This window comes from Paracoccus pantotrophus, from assembly GCF_008824185.1.
GTDB classification, from domain to species: Bacteria; Pseudomonadota; Alphaproteobacteria; order Rhodobacterales; family Rhodobacteraceae; genus Paracoccus; species Paracoccus pantotrophus.
This window is the reverse complement of the sequence record NZ_CP044424.1, coordinates 20,929-39,444: the sequence shown is the minus strand read 5'-3', so window position 1 is coordinate 39,444 and position 18,516 is coordinate 20,929. Positions and strand designations below refer to the sequence as shown.

The 18,516-nt window shown below is 63.2% G+C and carries 16 protein-coding genes and 4 pseudogenes; 13 read left to right on the top strand and 7 right to left on the bottom strand.

Going from position 1 to position 18,516, the window contains the following annotated elements; genetic code table 11:
• The first annotated feature begins 28 nt into the window (after positions 1 to 28).
• From rpiA to ESD82_RS07565, 5 genes are all read left to right on the top strand, one after another.
• Positions 29 to 736, top strand: a complete 708-nt coding sequence (rpiA, locus tag ESD82_RS07585) for a ribose 5-phosphate isomerase A (protein WP_147429480.1) — start codon at positions 29 to 31, stop codon at positions 734 to 736.
• Positions 737 to 943: 207 nt separating this feature from the next.
• Positions 944 to 2,026 carry a sugar ABC transporter substrate-binding protein gene (locus ESD82_RS07580; protein ID WP_147429481.1) on the top strand — a complete coding sequence of 361 codons (1,083 nt, stop codon included), beginning with the start codon at positions 944 to 946 and terminating at the stop codon, positions 2,024 to 2,026.
• Between the two features lie 72 nt (positions 2,027 to 2,098).
• Entirely contained in the window at positions 2,099 to 3,610 is a 1,512-nt protein-coding gene (locus ESD82_RS07575) for a sugar ABC transporter ATP-binding protein (protein WP_147429482.1), read from the top strand.
• Between the two features lie 26 nt (positions 3,611 to 3,636).
• On the top strand, positions 3,637 to 4,626 hold the full coding sequence (locus ESD82_RS07570; RefSeq protein ID WP_147429483.1) for an ABC transporter permease: 990 nt from the start codon (positions 3,637 to 3,639) through the stop codon (positions 4,624 to 4,626).
• 27 nt (positions 4,627 to 4,653) lie between these two features.
• A complete protein-coding gene (locus ESD82_RS07565; RefSeq protein ID WP_147429484.1) occupies positions 4,654 to 6,177 on the top strand; it encodes an aldehyde dehydrogenase (NADP(+)) in 1,524 nt (507 codons plus the stop codon).
• A gap of 108 nt (positions 6,178 to 6,285) precedes the next feature.
• Here ESD82_RS07565 and ESD82_RS07560 read toward each other — a convergent pair.
• Positions 6,286 to 6,366, bottom strand: a pseudogene (locus tag ESD82_RS07560) (IS5/IS1182 family transposase); the annotation flags it as partial.
• Positions 6,367 to 6,478: 112 nt separating this feature from the next.
• Between ESD82_RS07560 and ESD82_RS07555 the strand changes: the two are divergent.
• Both ESD82_RS07555 and ESD82_RS07550 read left to right on the top strand, forming a co-directional pair.
• Positions 6,479 to 6,774 (top strand): annotated as a pseudogene (locus ESD82_RS07555) (transposase); the annotation flags it as partial.
• A gap of 23 nt (positions 6,775 to 6,797) precedes the next feature.
• A complete protein-coding gene (locus ESD82_RS07550; protein WP_147429485.1) occupies positions 6,798 to 7,247 on the top strand; it encodes a PIN domain-containing protein in 450 nt (149 codons plus the stop codon).
• 91 nt (positions 7,248 to 7,338) lie between these two features.
• On the opposite strand, the gene ESD82_RS07545 is transcribed toward ESD82_RS07550, so the two are convergent.
• Positions 7,339 to 8,406, bottom strand: coding sequence for a hypothetical protein (locus tag ESD82_RS07545; protein ID WP_147429486.1), 1,068 nt, complete (start codon positions 8,404 to 8,406; stop codon positions 7,339 to 7,341).
• Between the two features lie 226 nt (positions 8,407 to 8,632).
• Here ESD82_RS07545 and ESD82_RS07540 point away from each other — a divergent pair, with 226 nt between their 5' ends.
• Positions 8,633 to 9,517 (top strand): recombinase family protein, encoded by an 885-nt coding sequence (locus tag ESD82_RS07540; protein WP_123130491.1) that lies wholly within the window; start codon positions 8,633 to 8,635, stop codon positions 9,515 to 9,517.
• Between the two features lie 78 nt (positions 9,518 to 9,595).
• On the opposite strand, the gene ESD82_RS07535 is transcribed toward ESD82_RS07540, so the two are convergent.
• Complete coding sequence (locus ESD82_RS07535) at positions 9,596 to 9,991, bottom strand: PIN domain-containing protein (RefSeq protein WP_123130490.1); 396 nt, start codon at positions 9,989 to 9,991, stop codon at positions 9,596 to 9,598.
• The gene (locus tag ESD82_RS07530) at positions 9,981 to 10,208 is read right to left on the bottom strand and encodes an AbrB/MazE/SpoVT family DNA-binding domain-containing protein (RefSeq protein WP_123130489.1); all 228 of its coding nucleotides are present in this window, start codon (positions 10,206 to 10,208) and stop codon (positions 9,981 to 9,983) included. The genes ESD82_RS07535 and ESD82_RS07530 overlap by 11 nt, the downstream gene beginning before the upstream one ends.
• A 215-nt stretch (positions 10,209 to 10,423) precedes the next feature.
• Between ESD82_RS07530 and repA the strand changes: the two genes are divergently transcribed.
• The 5 genes and pseudogenes from repA to ESD82_RS07505 form a co-directional block, all read left to right on the top strand.
• Positions 10,424 to 11,608 carry a plasmid partitioning protein RepA gene (gene repA / locus ESD82_RS07525; protein ID WP_123130488.1) on the top strand — a complete coding sequence of 395 codons (1,185 nt, stop codon included), beginning with the start codon at positions 10,424 to 10,426 and terminating at the stop codon, positions 11,606 to 11,608.
• Entirely contained in the window at positions 11,608 to 12,600 is a 993-nt protein-coding gene (repB, locus tag ESD82_RS07520) for a plasmid partitioning protein RepB (RefSeq protein ID WP_123130498.1), read from the top strand. Before repA ends, repB begins: the two co-directional genes overlap by 1 nt.
• A gap of 182 nt (positions 12,601 to 12,782) precedes the next feature.
• Positions 12,783 to 13,994, top strand: a complete 1,212-nt coding sequence (gene repC / locus ESD82_RS07515; RefSeq protein WP_032490181.1) for a plasmid replication protein RepC — start codon at positions 12,783 to 12,785, stop codon at positions 13,992 to 13,994.
• Between the two features lie 179 nt (positions 13,995 to 14,173).
• Positions 14,174 to 16,345, top strand: coding sequence for a ParB/RepB/Spo0J family partition protein (locus ESD82_RS07510; protein ID WP_147429487.1), 2,172 nt, complete (start codon positions 14,174 to 14,176; stop codon positions 16,343 to 16,345).
• A gap of 99 nt (positions 16,346 to 16,444) precedes the next feature.
• Positions 16,445 to 16,843: pseudogene (locus ESD82_RS07505) on the top strand (hypothetical protein); the annotation flags it as partial.
• A gap of 2 nt (positions 16,844 to 16,845) precedes the next feature.
• Here ESD82_RS07505 and tnpC read toward each other — a convergent pair.
• From tnpC to tnpA, 3 genes and pseudogenes are all read right to left on the bottom strand, one after another.
• Positions 16,846 to 17,619: pseudogene (gene tnpC, locus ESD82_RS07500) on the bottom strand (IS66 family transposase); the annotation flags it as partial.
• A gap of 59 nt (positions 17,620 to 17,678) precedes the next feature.
• Positions 17,679 to 18,026, bottom strand: a complete 348-nt coding sequence (gene tnpB / locus ESD82_RS07495) for an IS66 family insertion sequence element accessory protein TnpB (protein ID WP_018000156.1) — start codon at positions 18,024 to 18,026, stop codon at positions 17,679 to 17,681.
• Complete coding sequence (gene tnpA, locus ESD82_RS07490) at positions 18,023 to 18,418, bottom strand: IS66-like element accessory protein TnpA (protein WP_018000155.1); 396 nt, start codon at positions 18,416 to 18,418, stop codon at positions 18,023 to 18,025. The genes tnpB and tnpA overlap by 4 nt, the downstream gene beginning before the upstream one ends.
• Positions 18,419 to 18,516 lie beyond the last annotated feature (98 nt).

Genomic DNA, 18,516 nt, shown 5'->3' with positions numbered 1-18,516 from the left:
GACGAAACCCGCGCCGGAGGAGAAGAGAATGAGCCAGCAGGACGAAGCCAAGAAACTCGCGGGCCGCCGCGTGATCCAGGACTTCATCCATGACGGGATGAAGCTGGGCCTTGGCTCGGGGACCACGTCGCATTTCTTCGTGCGCGAGCTGGGCAAGCATGTCGCCGAAGGGCTGAAGCTGACCTGCACCACCACCTCGCGCTCGACCATCGACGTGGCGCGCGAGGTCGGGATCGAGATCACCGACCCGAACGACATCGGCGAGTTGGACCTGACCGTGGACGGCCCGGACGAGATCGACCGCAGCTTCAACATGATCAAGGGCGGCGGCGCCTGCCTTTTGTGGGAAAAGATCGTCGCCCATGCCTCGAAGCGGATGATCTGCGTCACCGACGAGACCAAGATCGTCGATTGCCTGGGCAAATTTCCGCTGCCGGTCGAGGTGGTGCAATTCGCCTGGAAGCAGACCGAGCGCATGGTGGCGCGCACCCTTGCGCAGCATGGCATCGAAAACGCCCGGATCGAGCGGCGGATGCGCGACGGCCAGCCGGTGGTCACGGATAGCGGCAATTTCATCCTCGATTGCCATTGCGGCCCGGTGATCAACGATCCGGCTCCCATGGAGATCGAACTGAACCGCATTCCCGGCGTGGTCGAGAACGGTCTTTTCACCCGCGAGGCCGCGGGGATGGTCGTGGGCTGCTTCGACGGCTCATCCTATGTAACGATGCGTTGACCTAGTAAAACTTCAGTTCCGTGAAAAATGCGCCTGCGCGGACGATATTCGCGCAGGGCATAAGAAGAATTTGCTATTTTCCAATAATTTCTGTCAGTTCCTACCGAGAATTGCGTCCACAAGGGGCGGATTCCAATGCGGTGCTGCTTGACAGAATCGGCAACTAACTAGTAATACTACATAAGTGGCAGCATCTGGGAGGATGTCATGACTAAGCAGATCGGAGTAAGCCGGCGCAATGTGCTTGCGGGGGGTGCGGCGCTGGGGCTGGGGGCAATGATGGGGCCGGGCGCTTTCGCGCAGAACGCCCTTTCGATCCCTTATTCGAACAAGAGCCTCGACTATTATTTCTTCGTGATCCAGGAGGAAGCGGTCAAGCGCGCCGTCGCGGCTGCCGGCGGCCAGTTCCAGGCCACCAACGCGAATTTCGACAATACGCGCCAGCTTGAGCAATGGCAAAGCCTGCTCTTGTCCCAACCCTCGGCCATCATCTCGGACCCGATCGACAGCCAGGCCATCGTGTCGGCGATCCGGCGCTATAATCGCCAGAAGATCCCGGTCGGCATCATCGACACGCCCGCCGATGGCGGCGATGTCGCGATCACCGTCAGCTTCGACAACTTTCAGGGCGGCGTGATGGCCGCGCAGGAAATCGTGGACCGCCTGGTCAAGAAGCACGGCAGTCCCAAGGGCACGGTGCTGAACTGCTATGGCGCGCTGGCTTCGGTCGCCTGGCGGTTGCGCAAGGAGGGGATGGATTCCGTCTTCGCGCAATATCCCGAGATCAAGTATCTTGAGCGCCCGACCGAAGGCCAGCTTGAGCAGATGCTGTCGGTGACGCTGTCCACCCTGTCGGAATACCCCGATCTGGACGCGGTACATGCGCCTTCGGATTCGCCCGCGCGCGGCATCGCCACGGCCTTGCAGCAGAAGGGACGCTGGAAGAAGGTGGGCGAGGACGGCCATGTCATCTTCGTCAATATCGACGGCGAGCCTGTCGCCCTGAAATGGATCCAGGAGGGCTATATGGACGCTTGCGTCTCGCAAGACCCCATCGCCTATGGCGAGATCGCGGTCGAGATGATCGTCAAGCACGCGCTCAAGGGCGAGGCGGTGCCGATCGGCGCCTATGAGAACCAGAAATACTTCTGGGAAAAGGGCGAGATCGTCGAGGGCAAGACCGGCCCGACGCTGATCATCCCGCCCTTCGTCATCAACGGCGAGAATGCGGCCGATCCGCGTCACTGGGGTGCCGTGGCCGAAAAGGATTGGGGCATCCCCTATACCTGATCGCCGGGTTCGATCATTGCCGGAGCGGTCCGCGCTCCGGCATCTGCCTGCTGAGGTTGGGGGAGGGATCCGATGACGATTCATGACACGCGGGGCATGGATACGGCCGCCGACGCGATCCTGCGGATCGAGGACGTGACGAAAACCTATGGCCCGGTCCGGGCATTGCGCGGGGTCTCGCTGGAAATCCGCCGCGGCACGATCCACGGCCTTCTGGGCGAGAACGGCGCCGGGAAATCCACGCTGGTGGGGATCATCTCGGGGCAGAACACGCCCAGCTCGGGGCGGATCCTGATGGATGGCCGGCCGCTCGACCATGTCGATGTCAAGGCGATGGAAGAGGCCGGCGTCTTCCTGGTCACGCAAGAGCCGATGATCATCGACAACATGACCGCGGCCGAGAATCTGATGCTGGGCATCTGGCCCACGCAGGGCGGGTTTGTCGACTGGAGGAAGCTGCGCGCGGATGCGGCGCGGATGCTGGCCGGATCGGGGATCGACGGCGCTGCGCTGGCCGGCCGGCTGGACGCGGTGGCGCGGCGCAAGCTGAACATCCTGCGCGCGATGTTCTCGGGTGGCAGGGTCATCATCCTGGACGAGCCCACCGCCGCGCTGACCGTGGCCGACCGGCGCGTGCTGTTCGACTTCATGCGCCGGCTCAAGGCCGAGGGCGTCACCTTCATCTTCATTTCGCATTACAACGACGAGATCCTGGAAATCTGCGACGCGGTGTCGGTGTTGCGCGACGGCAACCTGGCTGGCGGGTCCGAGAATGTCGCCGCGCTCAGTTCCGAGCAACTGACGGAACTGGTCCTGGGCCGGGGGCTGGAGCTGTTCCAGCGCAGCCGCCGCGACCATGCCGGCAAGACGCCGGCCGTCAGGCTGCGGGCCGTGGTCGGGACGAACCTGTCCATCGACGCGTTGGACATCGCCCCCGGCGAGATCCTGGGTTTTACCGGCCTGCCGGGTGCGGGTGCGAAGGAACTGGCGCGTGCGATCTTTGGCCTGCACCCGGCCGGCGGTACCATCTGGCTCGGCGGGCGCGAGGGCCCCTTGCCGGCCAACCCGCGCGCGGCCTTCGATGCGGGCATCGCCTATCTTTCGGATGACCGCCGCAAGGACGGTGCCGTGGGCCAGATGTCCATCGGAGACAATATCGCGCTGTCTTCGCTGCCGTCCCGGTCGCGGGCGGGGTTCATCGACCGCAAGGCCGAGGCCTCCGTCGTCGCGCGCTATTTCGGCGCCATGGGCGTCAAGGCGCCAAGCCCGGACTATGCGGTCGATACCCTCAGCGGCGGCAACCAGCAAAAGGTCTGCCTGGGTCGGGTCTTGGCAACGAACCCGCGCCTGCTGATCGTGGACGAACCCACGCGCGGCATCGACGTGGGCGTGAAACAGGACGTGCTGCGCATCATCGACGAACTCAGCGACACCGGGGTTTCGGTCATTATCGTTTCGACCGACACGGACGAACTGGTGCGCGCCGCCGACCGCGTCTGCGTATTCGACCATGGCAGCATCAAGGAAACCCTGACGGGAGAGGATATCTCCGTCGAGCGTCTGCGCGCCTCGGTGCAGGCATGACGCGGCCCGGAAAAGGAGAACCGGCAATGAGCAACGCAACCGCCAATGCCGCGCAGGACGCAGGCAAGGCGAACGGTCACGCAGTGCTGGGCTGGGTGCTGCACAACGTGGTCTGGATCTGGCTGATCGCGCTGGTGGTGATCTTCGGCGCCTTCAATGACTACTTCCTGACCGTCTTCAACCTGCAGAACGTGATGGTGCAGGCAACGGTGCTGGGCATGCTGGGACTGGCGGTCGCCCTGCCGCTGCTTGTGGCCGAGATCGACCTGTCGATCCCCGCCAATGCCGGCTTTTCGGCGGCGGTGGGCGCGCTGGCCTATTCGGACCTCGGCCTGCCCTGGTTCATCGCCATGCTGGTCGGGCTGGCCGTGGGCACCTTCATCGGCTTTTTCAACGGGCTCTGCATCACGCGGCTGAAGATGGTTTCGCTGATCGAGACCTTGTCGATGATGATCATCCTGCAAGGCGCACTGCTGGCGCTGACGCAGGGCAAGACGCTGACCAATCTTTCCGACGGCTATGTCTGGATCGGGCAGGCGACGCTGGGCGGCTGGCCGATCATGCCGGTGGTGTTCCTGCTGGCCCTGGCGGTGATGGGGGTGGTGCTGCACCGCACGGTGCTCGGGCGTTCGGTCTATGCGGTGGGCGGCAATCCCGTCGCCTCGAATTCGGCCGGGATCCGCGTCGCCCGCATCAAGGTCATCACCTATACCATCTCGGGCTTTCTCGCAGCGCTGGCGGGGTTCCTGCTGGCCTCGTGGCAGATGGCGATCACCTCGAACCAGGGCTCCAGCTATCTGCTCTATGCCATCGCGGCCCCGATCATCGGCGGCGTCAGCGTCTTCGGCGGGCGCGGCAATGTGCGCGGCGTGCTGGGCGGCGTGCTGCTGTTGACGGTGATCCAGGTCGGGCTGGCCATCATCAACGTCCCCTCCTTCTATGTCGGCATGATCGGCGGCGTGATGATATTCATCGCCGTGGCCATCGACGCTGTCCGGGTTCGCTATTTCGGGTGACCCGCCAAACTGCAAGAAAGGCAAGCAATGACGTTCACTCCGCATGGCAAGCATCTGATCGCCGGAGAATGGGTCGGCTCGGACGAGACATTCCAGAACGAACCCGCCCAGGGCCCGGCCGACCGTTTCTCGATGGGAACGGTTGAACTCGTGGACCGCGCCGCGCGGGCGGCCGAGGATGCCTTCTGGTCCTATGGCTACGGCACGCGCGCGGATCGCGCCGCCTTCCTGAACGCCATCGCGGATGAGATAGAGGCACGGGCCGCCGACATCACCGAGATCGGCTGCCGCGAGACCGGCCTTCCCGAGGCACGCCTGAACGGCGAACGTGGCCGCACGACCGGGCAATTGCGGCTGTTTGCCAAGACGATCCTCGATGGCGACTATCTGGACCGGCGCCATGACGCGGCGCTGCCGGACCGCCAGCCGCTGCCGCGCCCGGACTTGCGCCTGATGCAGCGCCCGGTCGGGCCGGTGGCGGTCTTCGGCGCCTCGAACTTTCCGCTGGCCTTTTCGGTTGCCGGCGGCGACACGGCCTCGGCCCTGGCAGCCGGCTGTCCGGTCGTGGTCAAGGGCCATTCCGCCCATCCCGGCACCAGCGAGATCGTGGCCGAGGCCGTGCTGGCCGCCATCCGTTCGTGCGGCATCCATCCCGGTGTCTTCTCGCTGGTGCAGGGCGGAAAGCGCGAGGTGGGCTCGGCGCTGGTCCAGCATCCGCTGATCAAGGCGGTCGGCTTTACCGGCAGCCTCGGCGGGGGCAGGGCGCTGTTCGACCTTTGCGCGGCGCGGCCTGAGCCGATCCCCTTCTTCGGCGAGCTTGGCTCGGTCAACCCGATGTTCATCCTGCCCGAGGCACTGGAGGCGCGCGGCGCGCAGATCGGCCAAGGCTGGGCCGCGTCCATGACCGGCAGCGCGGGCCAGCTTTGCACCAATCCCGGCATCGCCATCGTTCCCGAAGGCGCTGCGGGTGATGCCCTTGTCACCGCCACGGCCGCGGCGCTGGCCGCTGTCGCGCCGCAAATGATGCTGACGGCGGGCATGGCGGATGCCTATCGCGCCGGAAAGGCGCGGCTGGATGCCAGCAATTCGGTGCGCCCCGTCCATACCACCGACAGCACGGGCCGCGGCGTGGGGCCGAACCTCTACGAAGTCTCGGCAGCCGCCTTCCTGTCGGATCACGGACTGGCGGAGGAGGTGTTCGGTCCGCTCGGCCTGGTCGTTCGAGCATCCTCGACCGACGCGATAGTGGAACTGGCGCATGGTTTCGCCGGGCAATTGACCGCCACGCTGCACATGGATGCGGGCGATACCGGGGCGGCTGCGCGCCTGATGCCGGTGCTGGAGCGCAAGGCGGGCCGGATTCTGGTCAACGGCTATCCCACCGGCGTCGAGGTCTGCGATGCCATGGTGCATGGCGGACCCTATCCGGCCTCGACCAATTTCGGGGCGACCTCGGTCGGCACCATGGCAATCCGCCGCTTCCTGCGTCCGGTCTGCTATCAGAACCTTCCTGCAGAACTGCTGCCAGAGGATTCTGTTGGATCAGAGTAACCCAGCGCAATCAGAGGGCAGCAGAGCTTTCCTATCAGGCAAGCATCACTGAGCGCCGAAGCTACGGATCATTGCCTCCGCTCACTTAGGGTCCAGCCTCATTGAGTTTCACAGCCAGCACAAGACGGTTGCGGCTAGCATGATCGCAGAGAAGAAGGTTTCCGGGCACCGGTCGTATGGGGTCGCGACGTATGAGGAGGATCAGAAAACAGTCCAGTGGACTGTTTTCCCGACTGACCTGCCCCCCCGGAAGTTCCCTCGCCGTGCTGTAGAGTCTGCCGAATCTGAAGGAGCAGACGAGATGAGGAAGGGCCGTTTTACCGAGGCGCAGATTATCGGGATGATCAAGGAACAGGAGGCTGGTTTGCCCAGGTCCGAGCTTTGTCGGAAGCATGGGCTGAGCCCCGCGACATTCTACAAGCTGAAGGCGAAGTATGGCGGCATGGACCTGTCCGACGCCAAGCGGCTGAAGCAGCTTGAGGACGAGAATGCGCAGCTCAAGCGCCTGCTGGCCGATGCCATGCTTGACAACGTGGTGCTGAAGGATCTGCCGGGAAAGCCCTGACGACGCTGGTGCAACGGCGGGACGCGGTTGTCTGATCGACTTGAAGAAAGGGGCGTTGCTGCACGTCCTGTTGAGGCTGCCCTATCGGTTCATTGTGCCTCTGCCCATCCGCGAGGAGGAACTCCTCGATTTCACGGCGCAGGAATGGCGGATGCTCGAAGATGGTGGCCTCGCCACCTATGACCTTCCAGGCGAAGAGGTTGCGCGGGTGTTCGCGCTGAAGCGGGAGCATAGCCGCCTATCGGCCAACGACTGCTTCGCCCTCGTGACGACAACTTGCCAGGAGAACGGTATCCTCCTGACCGGCGACAACCTGCTGCGCAAGGTGGCCACCGCCCGCGCCGTGCGCGTTCATGGCGTACTCTGGATCATTGACGAACTGCACGCGGCCGGTGTCTGCGAAGTCGAGCTTCTCATCTCCGCGCTGCAGGTCTGGCGCGCGGATGATGCTGTCTTCCTGCCCGTGGCTGAGATCGACAAGCGGCTGCGCCGTTTCAGCGCATAGCTGCAGAGATTGCCGATCATCTCACCTTCTGGGCATAGGTCTATGGAGGACAGAAGTGCGTCAAGGAATTCGGAAAGCCCATCAGCAGTATTCAGTTCGCGGTGCACCACAACCGATAGCGCCCTTGTCTCGTTACCTCACGGATTAGCCCTCGCGCTTCCATCCAAGCAAGGTTGCGCTGAACGGCAGTTCTACTGGCGCCTGTAATGGCCTCGGCCATTGGCGCAGAAACGAGCGGCCATTCCGTAAGTGTGGCGAGCAGCGCCGGAGGGGTCTTACCCGAGAGCGGCGACATTTCGGTTTCTGCCCGCACAAACCAAGACTCGATGTCATCTAGGTGCCGCATCGCAGTCAGGCACGACGTCGCCATTCCCTCAAGCCAACGAGCGAGGCGCTCGACCGGGGGACCACTAACACGCAGCCCCCCTGCCCCGCCCATGGCGAGCGGTGCGAAGACGGCGCCGCTTCCGTCGCTGGCCGCGATCCTGGACGCGGTGACGGCGGCTTCCATCTGGTCGCCGCGCTGTCCGAGGCCAGCCAGGCTCCAGAGATGAAAGCCCATGCAAGCACGCGTGATCGGGTGGAGATCGGCTGCTGCAGCCATTACGTCCAACCATCCGCCCGCGCGATCTTCGAAACGTTCAGCGCTGTCTTCAATGTTCTCGGGATCGCGGCGATCCAGGAAGGCGGCCAAGTCAGCCTTCGGACCGGGACCGCCTGTCAGGCGCCGAACAGCCCATCCAACTCTTGCCAGGGCATTTGGGTCATCCTGTGCACCTGACAGCCGCATCGATATCCAAAGCGCCAGACGATCAGAACTCACCCGATCCCCTGCGAACCAGCTAAGGTCCGCTGCCTCGATAAGAGCGAGGCGATGCCGCCAGCCTTCCGGGCCACGCAGCAGCCGGTCATCCAGAGCACCCAGGCGTCCAGCAACCCGTGCGAGTCGCGCAGCGTGAACGCCTTCTGCCTTTGCCCAATCTTCTATGACAGCAGTGTCGGGCGGTTCTGTCCGTGGCCCGAGAGGCAAATTATCCGGTTCTTCTTCGAGTGGTCCCGGCAGAAACCAGAGATCCTCTTCGTGAGTGGCTTCATCCTCCTCGATGGTGATGAGGGGATCATTGAAGTTATCAGTAAAAGTGCATGCTTGGGTCTTCATATGTGCAAAATACTGTTCTTTTGCACATTACCCAAGTGATTTTGAGGCGGTTGCCTTCGCTCTTTATATTGTATGCGCGCGCGACTGCCGGTGAAATCTCTCAGATCGCGCTCAGCGCAAGGAAACCAAGGGATTTTGGACGAGCACGACGAGAGAGCACCTACTTGCATTCGTTTACAAACGGTCGTTTATTAGTGGTACATGAAACTGCAAACGGCCTGATTTGATGCCCCTGATCGGCTATGCGCGCGTCTCGACCGAGGATCAGACCCCCCTGCCCCAGTCGCAGGCCCTGAAATCCGCAGGCTGCGTCGAGATCCACGAGGAGCAGGCCTCGGGCGGGAACCGCGCGCGGCCCGTGCTGGCGCGGGTGCTGGAGCGGATCGGCAAGGGCGACACGCTGGTGGTGGTGCGCATCGACCGTCTGGCGCGGTCGCTCTCCCACCTCCTCGAGGTGATCGAACGGCTGGAGGCCAAGAACGCCTTCTTCCGATCGCTCACCGATCCGATCGACACGTCCTCCCCGCAGGGTAAGTTCACCCTCCAGGTCCTCGGCGCCGCAGCTGAGTTTGAGCGCGCCCTGATCCGCGAACGCACCAAGGCCGGGCTGGCCAGCGCACGAACCAAAGGCCGGGTTGGCGGCAATCCGGGCCTGCGCGTCCGGGATCCGGCAACGCTGCGCAAGGTGCGGCTGGCCCGGCAGGACGGCTATATGGAACGCCTGAACGAGACGGCGCAGGACTGGGTGCCCCATGTCCGCCGCCTGCGGCCCGACTTAGCCTGGGAAGATGTGGTGCGCATCGTCAACGGCCCCCTGCCCCACGAGCGTCAATGGACGCAAAGCCGGCTTTTGCGCGCGGTCAACGCCTATGTCCGGGACGGCTTCCTGCCGCCCACGGTACTGGACCGCGCCGGCCGCCGCGAAACCGACGACCGCCTGCCCGCCATCGTCGCTGCCATCAAGGGCGCGGACCCCGAGATCACGCTTCAGGCGATCTGCACCAGACTGGAAGCGATGCGCGAGCGCACGCCCCGCGGGCGGACAAGCTGGCAGCCGTCATCTGTGAAGATGCTGCTGGAGCGGGCGGAAAGGCTGGGGCTGCTTGAGTAGTCGAGCTACCTTGCAAATCCTCCAAGACATGGAGGGATTACAAGGCTGTGGTCAGTTTCAGGCTCAGAAGCTGTCCGCTCATGCAAAGGGGTTGACGATGCGAAGCTGCCCTTCGACTAGCAGGCCATCTTGCATGTCCTCGCTCCACAGCGTGGTGCAGCCCACAACCAGAGCGCTTGCCACGATCATCGCGTCGTAGATCGAGAAACCGTAACGTTCCGCCAAGGCGCGGCCAACGTCATGTGTTTGGAGGGTCAGGTCTTCGACGGGGCACAAGGCGCGCACGCCTTCGAGAAACGTCCCTGCCTCCTCCCAACTGAGGCCGGCTTTGCGGCGGCAGTTTACCAGCGTCTCGTTCAGCACCTGAACGCTGATCCGGGGCCCCTGCCCCAGGATGAGCTCGGCGCGATCGGCCTTCGGGCCGTCGTCGAGCAGGTACAGAACGACATTCGTGTCCGCGAATTCAGCGCTCATGCGCGTCTTCGCGGCTCAGGCGTTCCGCAGCGGGAAGCTTGCCCCGGAAGCGGCGCAGACCCGTCAGCACCTCATCCGCACGCGCCAGACGACGGACTCTTACCTGGCCGTCGTCCTTGACCAGGTCGATCTGATCACCTTCCTTGAGGCCAAGTTCCCGGACAAGCTCGGCGGGCAAACGGACGGCAAGCGAGTTGCCCCATTTCGCGACCTGCATCGTGACCTCCTGAGTGGATATACGTTCAGGAATGTATATCATGCTGGTTGCTTGGGCAAGCCTGTCCACGAGCCCGGGCTACTCTTGTGCATCATGCAGCGCCTGACACCAGATTTAGAAAGAGCTTGCACGAATCTGAGTCCTCCGGCAATAGTCACGGAAAAGGGCGACTAAACGCCAAATTCCGTGAACACGCCACGGGCGCGCGAGGGCAGATGAGCAGAGCCGATACACAGGAAGACCTGAACGCTGTGATCCGTCAGCATTCTGAGGTGCTGGCGGCGCAACTGCATTCGCAGCGTGAGAGCCTGTTTCCGCCCGACGCATCCAAGTCTATGCGCAAATTCACCTCTGGGGAAGCAGCTGCTCTGCTGGGCGTCAACGATTCATACCTCAGGAAGCTCCACCTTGATGGCAAGGGGCCGTCGCCGGAAGTTTCATCGGGGAACCGGCGACACTATTCGGCCGACGACATCCATAACTTGCGCGTTTTGTTGGACAAAACGGCTCGCAAGCCGGGAGACTACCTGCCCGGGCGTCGCGCAGGTGACCATCTGCAGATCATCGGCGTGATGAACTTCAAGGGTGGGTCGGGCAAGACGACCTCCTCGGCGCATCTCGCTCAACGGTTGGCTCTCAAGGGTTACCGAATCCTGGCGATCGACCTAGATCCGCAGGCTTCTCTCACGGCCTTGCATGGGGTTCAGCCTGAGTTTGACTTGCTGGACGGCGGCACGCTCTACGATGCGATCCGTTATGAAGACCCGGTTCCGATCGCCGAGGTGATCCGCAAGACATATATCCCGAACCTCGATCTGATTCCTGGCAATCTCGAACTGATGGAGTTCGAGCACGAGACGCCGCGGGCGCTTTCTCGCGGCAACGCGGGTTTGTTCTTTTTCCGTGTGAAGGAGGCGCTGGCGCAGGTCGATGAGCGGTATGACGTCGTCGTCATCGACTGTCCTCCGCAACTGGGGTTCTTGACCATGTCCGCGCTGTCGGCCGCGACAGGCGTTCTCGTTACGATCCATCCCGAGATGCTCGACGTGATGTCGATGAGCCAGTTCCTCAGAATGACGGCTGACCTGATGGACGTCATTGCCGACAGTGGGGCCGACATGTCGCATGACTGGATGCGGTATCTCTTGACCCGGTATGAGCCGACAGACGCACCGCAGAACCGTATCGTCGCCTTCTTGCGAACGATGTATGGCGACAAGGTTTTGAACGCGCCGATGCTCAAGTCGACGGCCATCTCAGATGCCGGTTTGACCAAGCAGACCCTTTACGAGGTCGAACGCAGCGCGTTCACCCGGACGACCTATGACCGGGCCATTGAAAGCCTGAATGCGGTCAACGACGAGATTGCCCAGCTCATTCAGAAGACTTGGGGGCGCTGATGACCGACAGCAAGAAGAAGCGCATGTCCATGCTGGATAGTCTTGCAGCGGCAGGGACGCCCCCTGCCCCTGGTAGCATGATGTCTAGCAATCGGGCCCTGCGGTCGGCGCGTGATGCTGTCGATGCTCACCATGTTTGGGAGCTCGATCCGGCTGAGATCCAAGACGAGCGATACTCGGATCGCCTCGACCCAAAGGATGTGCACGACCTTCGCGCGTCGATTGAACAAAACGGGCAGACTGTGCCCATCCTTGTTCGGCGCCATGCGACCGACCCCAATCGGTATCTCCTCGTCTATGGACGCCGCCGTCTTGAGGCCATTCGTGCCTCCGACAAAGTGAGCAAGGTTCGCGCCCTCATCGCTAACCTGGACGATACGGCGGCACTCCGCGCTCAGGTTTCAGAGAATACTGGTAGACGTGACCTGAGTTACATCGAGCGTGCCCTCTTCGCTCAGGAACTGCTCGATAGTGGCTTTGGCTCGCAGGCACAGATTGCCGAAGTGCTCAACGTGACCCGTTCGGCGGTATCGATGTCGATCTCGGTTGCCAAGGCGATCGGAACTGCACTGGCCCATGCAATCGGACCGGCGCACGGCGTCGGCCGTCCCAGATGGGAAGCTTTGGCCAAGGAGCTTGCCGACAGCCGGATCGAGAACGACGATCTTTCCCGTATTGCTCTTGATGTTCGCGCCAAGGAGGCCGCGAACGAACAGGCGGATGAGGATCCGCAGGTGGATCCTTCGGTGGCGGCTTTTGAGGCCGTTGCGCGGCATGTAAAAAAGAGTGTGAGCTCGACGCTCGGCAAGAAGCCGAGATCGAAGACCACTGCCCTTGTGATCGATGGCACGCCCGTGGGCGCTATCAAGAGATCTGGCCGGGCGCTTCGCCTGGACCTGACGGATGTGGATGATGCCTTTGCGGAGTGGCTTGATGCCCGCGCGCAGGACGTCCTCGAAGAGCTTCACGATCGCTGGAAAGGCGAGACATGAAGAGAGGCAGAGCAGCAACAAAAAGGAGGCACGGTACAGGCTAAAGAAAAGGTCCCGCAAAGCTTGCGCTCCACGAGACCCCAACTTTGATCTTAGCACTTTCAAGGTAGTGGGCCGGCGCGCAAACCGCAAGTCATATGTGATTCGCGGAACAGCTTTTCTATGCCTTCGTGAATGACATCATGGAGTACACACCGATTTCGCCGTTTATGCGGCCGATCTCGCACGCCCATCTGCGCGTGGTCGAGCGTCCTGAGGCGTCTGTTCCGGGCAAGCCCGTCAACAAGTGGGAGCTCCTTCGCGAGCTGTCCAAGGCGCAGGCGGCCTTTGGGGTTTCCGAACGCGATCTGACCGTTCTGCAGGGGCTTCTCAGCTTCTTTCCGGATGATGCACTTGGCGGGAATACCGAGATGGTCGTCTTCCCGTCGAACAAGGCAATCTGCGAGCGGCTGAACGGCATGCCCTGCTCCACGATGCGCAGGCACATTGCCCGTCTGGTGGATGCTGGCTTGCTCATGCGCCGCGATAGTCCCAACGGAAAGAGGTATGTTCGCAAGCACGGCGAAGAGCGTGTGGCTTTTGGCTTCGACCTCTCGCCACTCTACTGCCAATCCGAAAAGGTTGCACGGGCCGCAGAGGCTGTGCGTGAGGCCGAGGACCGTATCCGGAGACTGCGGGAGGTCGTGAGCCTCATGCGGCGCGATCTTGCTGCCCTGGCGGAGTTCGGAGAAGAGGTCCAGCCAGGCCTCGGCCTCTGGGATCAGTTTCGCGACAAGGCTGTTCTCACAGCGCGCGCCCTTCGCCGCAAGCTCACGCTCGAGGAGCTCTCAGCATTTCGCGCCGACCTTGAAGCCCTTCTCGACCACGCACGCAACGTCATTGATGGTCCTGAAACAGAAAAAATGAACACCAATGGTGCCAATATTGAGCGCCACCATCATAATTCAAATAAAGAATCTATAGATCTTGAACCTGCCTTAGAAAAAGGCGGGGCGGCGGCCGGCGCGCCAGATGTTGAAACGGATGCACCTGGTGCTGACGTGGAAGAAGCAGACACAAGACGCGTGCCAAAGATCCCGCTCCATCTGGTGATCGCGGGCTGCCCGTCGCTCAAAACTTTCTACCAGGGCGATATCCGCCACTGGCATCAGCTTTTCGACGCGGCTTGCCATGTGCGGCCGGCCATGGGGATCAGTGCTTCCGCTTGGGAAGAAGCGCAACGGTTCATGGGCCCCGAGCAGGCATCGATCGTTGTTGTCGCCATGCTGGAACGCTTCGCCGACATCCGATCGCCCGGTGGCTATCTCCGTGCGCTGACATCGAAGGCGGCGGCGGGCGAGTTCTCCTGCGGGCCGATGGTCATGGCACTGATGTCCCGGCGAAGCGCGGCGTGATGTTCACAGCTGTGAACATTCTCCCCGTCGGCGCCCCAATCGATGAAGTTCACAGCTGTGAACTCTCTCCGCCGTCTGATGAGCAACCAGCAGATAGAGGGAAAGGTTGGGGGGTTTGAGGGGTGACGGGAAGTGAGATCGGGAGAGTGGCTTCCGACGCCCGTCGTGGAGAATATCTGATGGCGAAAGCAGCCCAGAAAGTCACCCTGTCCCCGTCGCGGGACATCCCCTTCGACAAGCTCGTGCTGAGCCAGTCCAACGTGCGGCGCATCAAGGCCGGCGTCTCGGTCGAGGAACTGGCCGAGGACATCGCGCGGCGCGGCCTGCTGCAGGGCTTGAACGTCCGGCCCGTGCTTGATGCCGACGGGGTCGAAACCGGCACGTTCGAGATCCCGGCCGGCGGCCGCCGCTTCCAGGCGCTATCGCTCCTGGTGAAGCAGAAGCGTTTGGCCAAGACCGCGCCGATCCCCTGCATCGTGCGGGATGCCGCCTCCGACATTTTGGCCGAGGACGACTCGCTGGCCGAGAACATGCAGCGTGTGGCTTTGCATCCGCTGGACCAGTTCCGTGCGTTCCAGGCCCTGCGCGAAAAGGGTCAGGGCGAGGAAGCGATCGCGGCGGCCTTCTTCGTGACGCCGCAGATCGTGAAGCAGCGCCTGAAACTCGCCTCCGTGGCCCCTGCCCTGCTCGAGGTTTATGCCAAGGACGGCATGACGCTCGAACAGCTGATGGCCTTCACCGTGAACCCGGATCATGCGCGTCAGGCGCAGGTCTGGGATGCGGTGAAGAACTCCTGGAACAAGGAGCCCTACGCCATACGGCGCATGCTCACGGAGACCTCGGTCCGGGCGTCTGATCGCCGCTCTGTCTTTGTGGGTGTCGATGCCTATGAGGCGGCCTGCGGTGTCGTCCTGCGCGATCTCTTCCAGGGCGATGACGGAGGCTGGCTCGAGGACCCTGCCCTGCTCGATCGGCTGGTCTCCGAGAAGCTCCAGGCCGAAGCCGAGGCGCTGGCCTCGGATGGCTGGAAGTGGATCGAGGTGGCGACCGACCTGCCCTATGGCTACAGCCACGGTCTGCGGCGTCTGGCCGGTGATCCCGCGCCGATGACCGACGAGGAAAGCGCGGCCCATGCGACGCTCCTCGCGGAGTATCGGGCGCTGGAGGAAGAATACTCCGGCCAGGACGAGTACCCCGAGGAGATCGATGCCCTGCTGGGTCAACTCGAAATGGCGATGGAAGCGCTTGAACAGCGGCCTCTGATCTACGACCCGACCGAGATTGCGCGCGCGGGCGTCTTCGTGACGCTGGATCGGGATGGCAGTCTCGCGATCTATCGCGGGTACGTTCGGCCAGAGGACGAGCCGCACGAGGAGACCGCGGTCCAGGATGGCGATGGTGTGGATGCCATGGGGCAGGGGGGTGATGTCGGCGGTTCCAGCTGGAAACCGTCGGCGACCTCCGCTGGCGGCACCGTCATCACCTCGGGCGGTCAGCCGATTGGTGCGGATGCGTCCGAGGAGGAAGACGACGGAGCGCTGAAGCCGCTGCCCGAACGGCTGGTCATGGAACTGACGGCCCATCGGACCCTTGCGCTGCGCGAGGCTATCGGGCGGTCGCCGGACGTTGCGCTGACGCTCCTGCTCCTGAAGCTGGTCACGGACACCTTCCGCACCTCCTCAGCCTCCGGCAGCTGCCTCGAAGCCTCGGTCCGCCACGTCTACATGTCGGCTCAAGCGCCCGATCTGAAGGACAGCGTTGTAGCAAAGCTGGTCGATGAGCGTCACGCGGCGTGGGAGGCCGATCTGCCTCTCGGCGATGATGTTGCGCTCTGGGACTATCTGACGGCGCTCGATCAGCGTAGCCGTCTGGCGCTCCTGGCGCATTGCCTCAGCTTCGGGATCAACGCGCTCCATGAGAAGGTGAACCCTTATGGTGCGGGCATCTCCGCCAGCGGTCTGACTCGTCGCATGGCGCATGCCGACCTCGTGGCTCGCGCTGTCGATCTCGACATGGTCGAGGCGGGCTGGGAGCCCACGGTTGATGCCTATCTTAACCGTGTGCCCAAGGCCCGGATCCTCGAAGCCGTTCGTGAGGCGAAGGGGGAGGGGACTGCGCAGCTTCTCGATCACCTCAAGAAGGACGAGATGGCCACCGAGGCCGAGCGGCTTCTCAAGGGCAGCGGGTGGTTGCCCGAGGTCCTGCGCCGGGCCGATCTGGTGACGCTCGACGGCGAGGCGGTCGGAGAAGGGCAGGGGAAAGATGCGGGCGAGCCCGACGATATCGATCTCCCAGCTTTCCTGACCGCTGATCTGCCTGACGGCGCTGCGTCGATGATGGCCGCGGAGTGATCTGAACCATCCAGGGGCGGGGAAACCCGCTCCCATTCCAATAAAATACAACAATATCAATATGATGAATGCGGATACTCGCATTCGGGATGAGGAATCATGTCTGCAACAAACATCATCGACTCAGCCCCTCTCGGGGCACTGATCCGCTACACCGACGGCAGTCCCAGGCCGCCGGCGCGTTTCACCAAGAAGCTCGCCGCATGGGAGCGCTCGAACGGCGTCGGCCGCCTCGTGAAAAAGGAGCCGCCCCGGGTCTATCCGACCTGGACCGCTCCGGCCTCCTTCACGCTGCATGAAGGGAACTTCTCTTCGGACGGGGTGATCCTCGTCACCATCATGCGCAGCCATTCGGCGGACAGCCGTCTGATCTTCGAGGTGGCTGAGGCACCCAAGCCCGGGCAGGTGCGCGTGCTTCTGGACTTCGGCGGCAATACCGAGCTGCTGCATCTTGCGGAGTCGATCACCGCGGCGGAACTCTGGATCGCGCGGGAGGGCTAGGTCCAGAGCCGGGCCGTCTGGGTCTTGCCGGTGCCGGGCGCCAGCATCCGCACCGGCGTATCGTCGGCGAAGATCGCCTCGGCCGACAGGACATGGCGCCCGATGGCCTCGGCCAGTGGCTCCAGAAGGGTGGTGGTCTTGCCGACCCAGTCGGCCAGGGTCGATCGGTCGAGATCGAGCCCTTCGCGGCCGAAGATCTGGCTCTGGCGATAGAGGGGGAGATGGTCGGCATACTTGCTGACCAGCACATGGGCCAGCAGACCCGGCCCGGGGCGACCGCGCTCGATCGGGCGCGACGGCAGCGGGGCCTGGACGAAGCGTTCGCAGCAAGCGCAGGTCAGCCGGGGGCGGACAATCCGGTTCACGATGAAGCGCCCAGGAACATACTCCAGCTCTTCCGTGACGTCCTCGCCGATCCGGCGCAGGCGACCGCCGCAATCGGCACAGGCATCGGCGCCGGGCATCAGTTCCACCTCCATCCGGGGGATATGATCCGGGATCGGACGGCGCTTGGGTTTGCCCTTCTCCTCGATGTCCGGCAGACGCATCCGCGCCGTCATCGCGGCGGCCGCGATCTCGCTGGCCTCAAGAGCCAACTGAAGCTGTTCTGCCGTCTCCGAGGACGCGCCGAACCGGTGTGCCCGGTGCCCGGCCAGTTGGTGCCGCAGCCTCTCGATCAGGATCGCCTGCGCCTTCACCTCGGCCAGAAGCCGCGCGGTGAAGCTGCGCAACTCCTCGGGATCTTCCGGCAGGGTCAGGGTCTGATCGAGCATGCAAGGAGTTTATCCCACGGGATTCCTTATGGGAATCATTCTCTTGTGGCCCCCCCTGATTATCCCGCTGCCAAGGGCCGCCACGTTCGCTCCGGGGCACGCCAGTCGATCCCTTCCAGGAGCATCGACAACTGCGCCGGTGTCAGCGCCACCTTCCCCTCCTTGGCCGAGGGCCAGACGAACCGGCCCCGCTCCAGCCGCTTCATGAACATGCAGGCCCCCTGGCCATCCCACCAGATGACCTTCACCAGATCACCGCGACGGCCGCGGAAGACGAAGAGATGCCCGCCGAAAGGATCCTGCTTCAGCACCGCCTCGGCCTGCGCCGCCAAGGAAGCAAAGCCCTTGCGCATGTCGGTGACCCCGGCAGCCAGCCAGACCCGCGTGTTGGCCGGAACCGGGATCACGCCGAAAGTCCCCGGATCAGCCGCGCCAGCGCCTCAGGATCATAGCTGCCGCTGATCCGCATCCGGTGACCGCCCGCCAGCTCGATCTCGATGTGGTTCTCGGCGGCAGGTGCCGCCGGAGTAGACCTGGTCTCCGCGACGATCTCTACGGGCAGAAACCGCGCCTCCTCTGCTGGGCGCGCAACCGAGGTGGGGTCCGGCGCATAACGGGGATCGCGCAGCCACTTGAAGATCAGGTTCGCGTTCACCGCGTAGCGCCGCGCCACCTGAGCCACGGAAACGCCCGGCGCCGCCGTCTGGAAACAGATCGAACGCTTCTCCTCATCCGTCCAAAGTCGCTTCGTCCGACGCGCCACGCCATCACCATAGTGTCCACTATCAATGGTGGACACTATCCGCCTCTTTCACCACGCGGCAGGGCGGTCAGGCCGGACGCTTACCTTGAAATCATCACTATCCCTCCTGAATCTTCCCGTTCTCAGGATAGTGC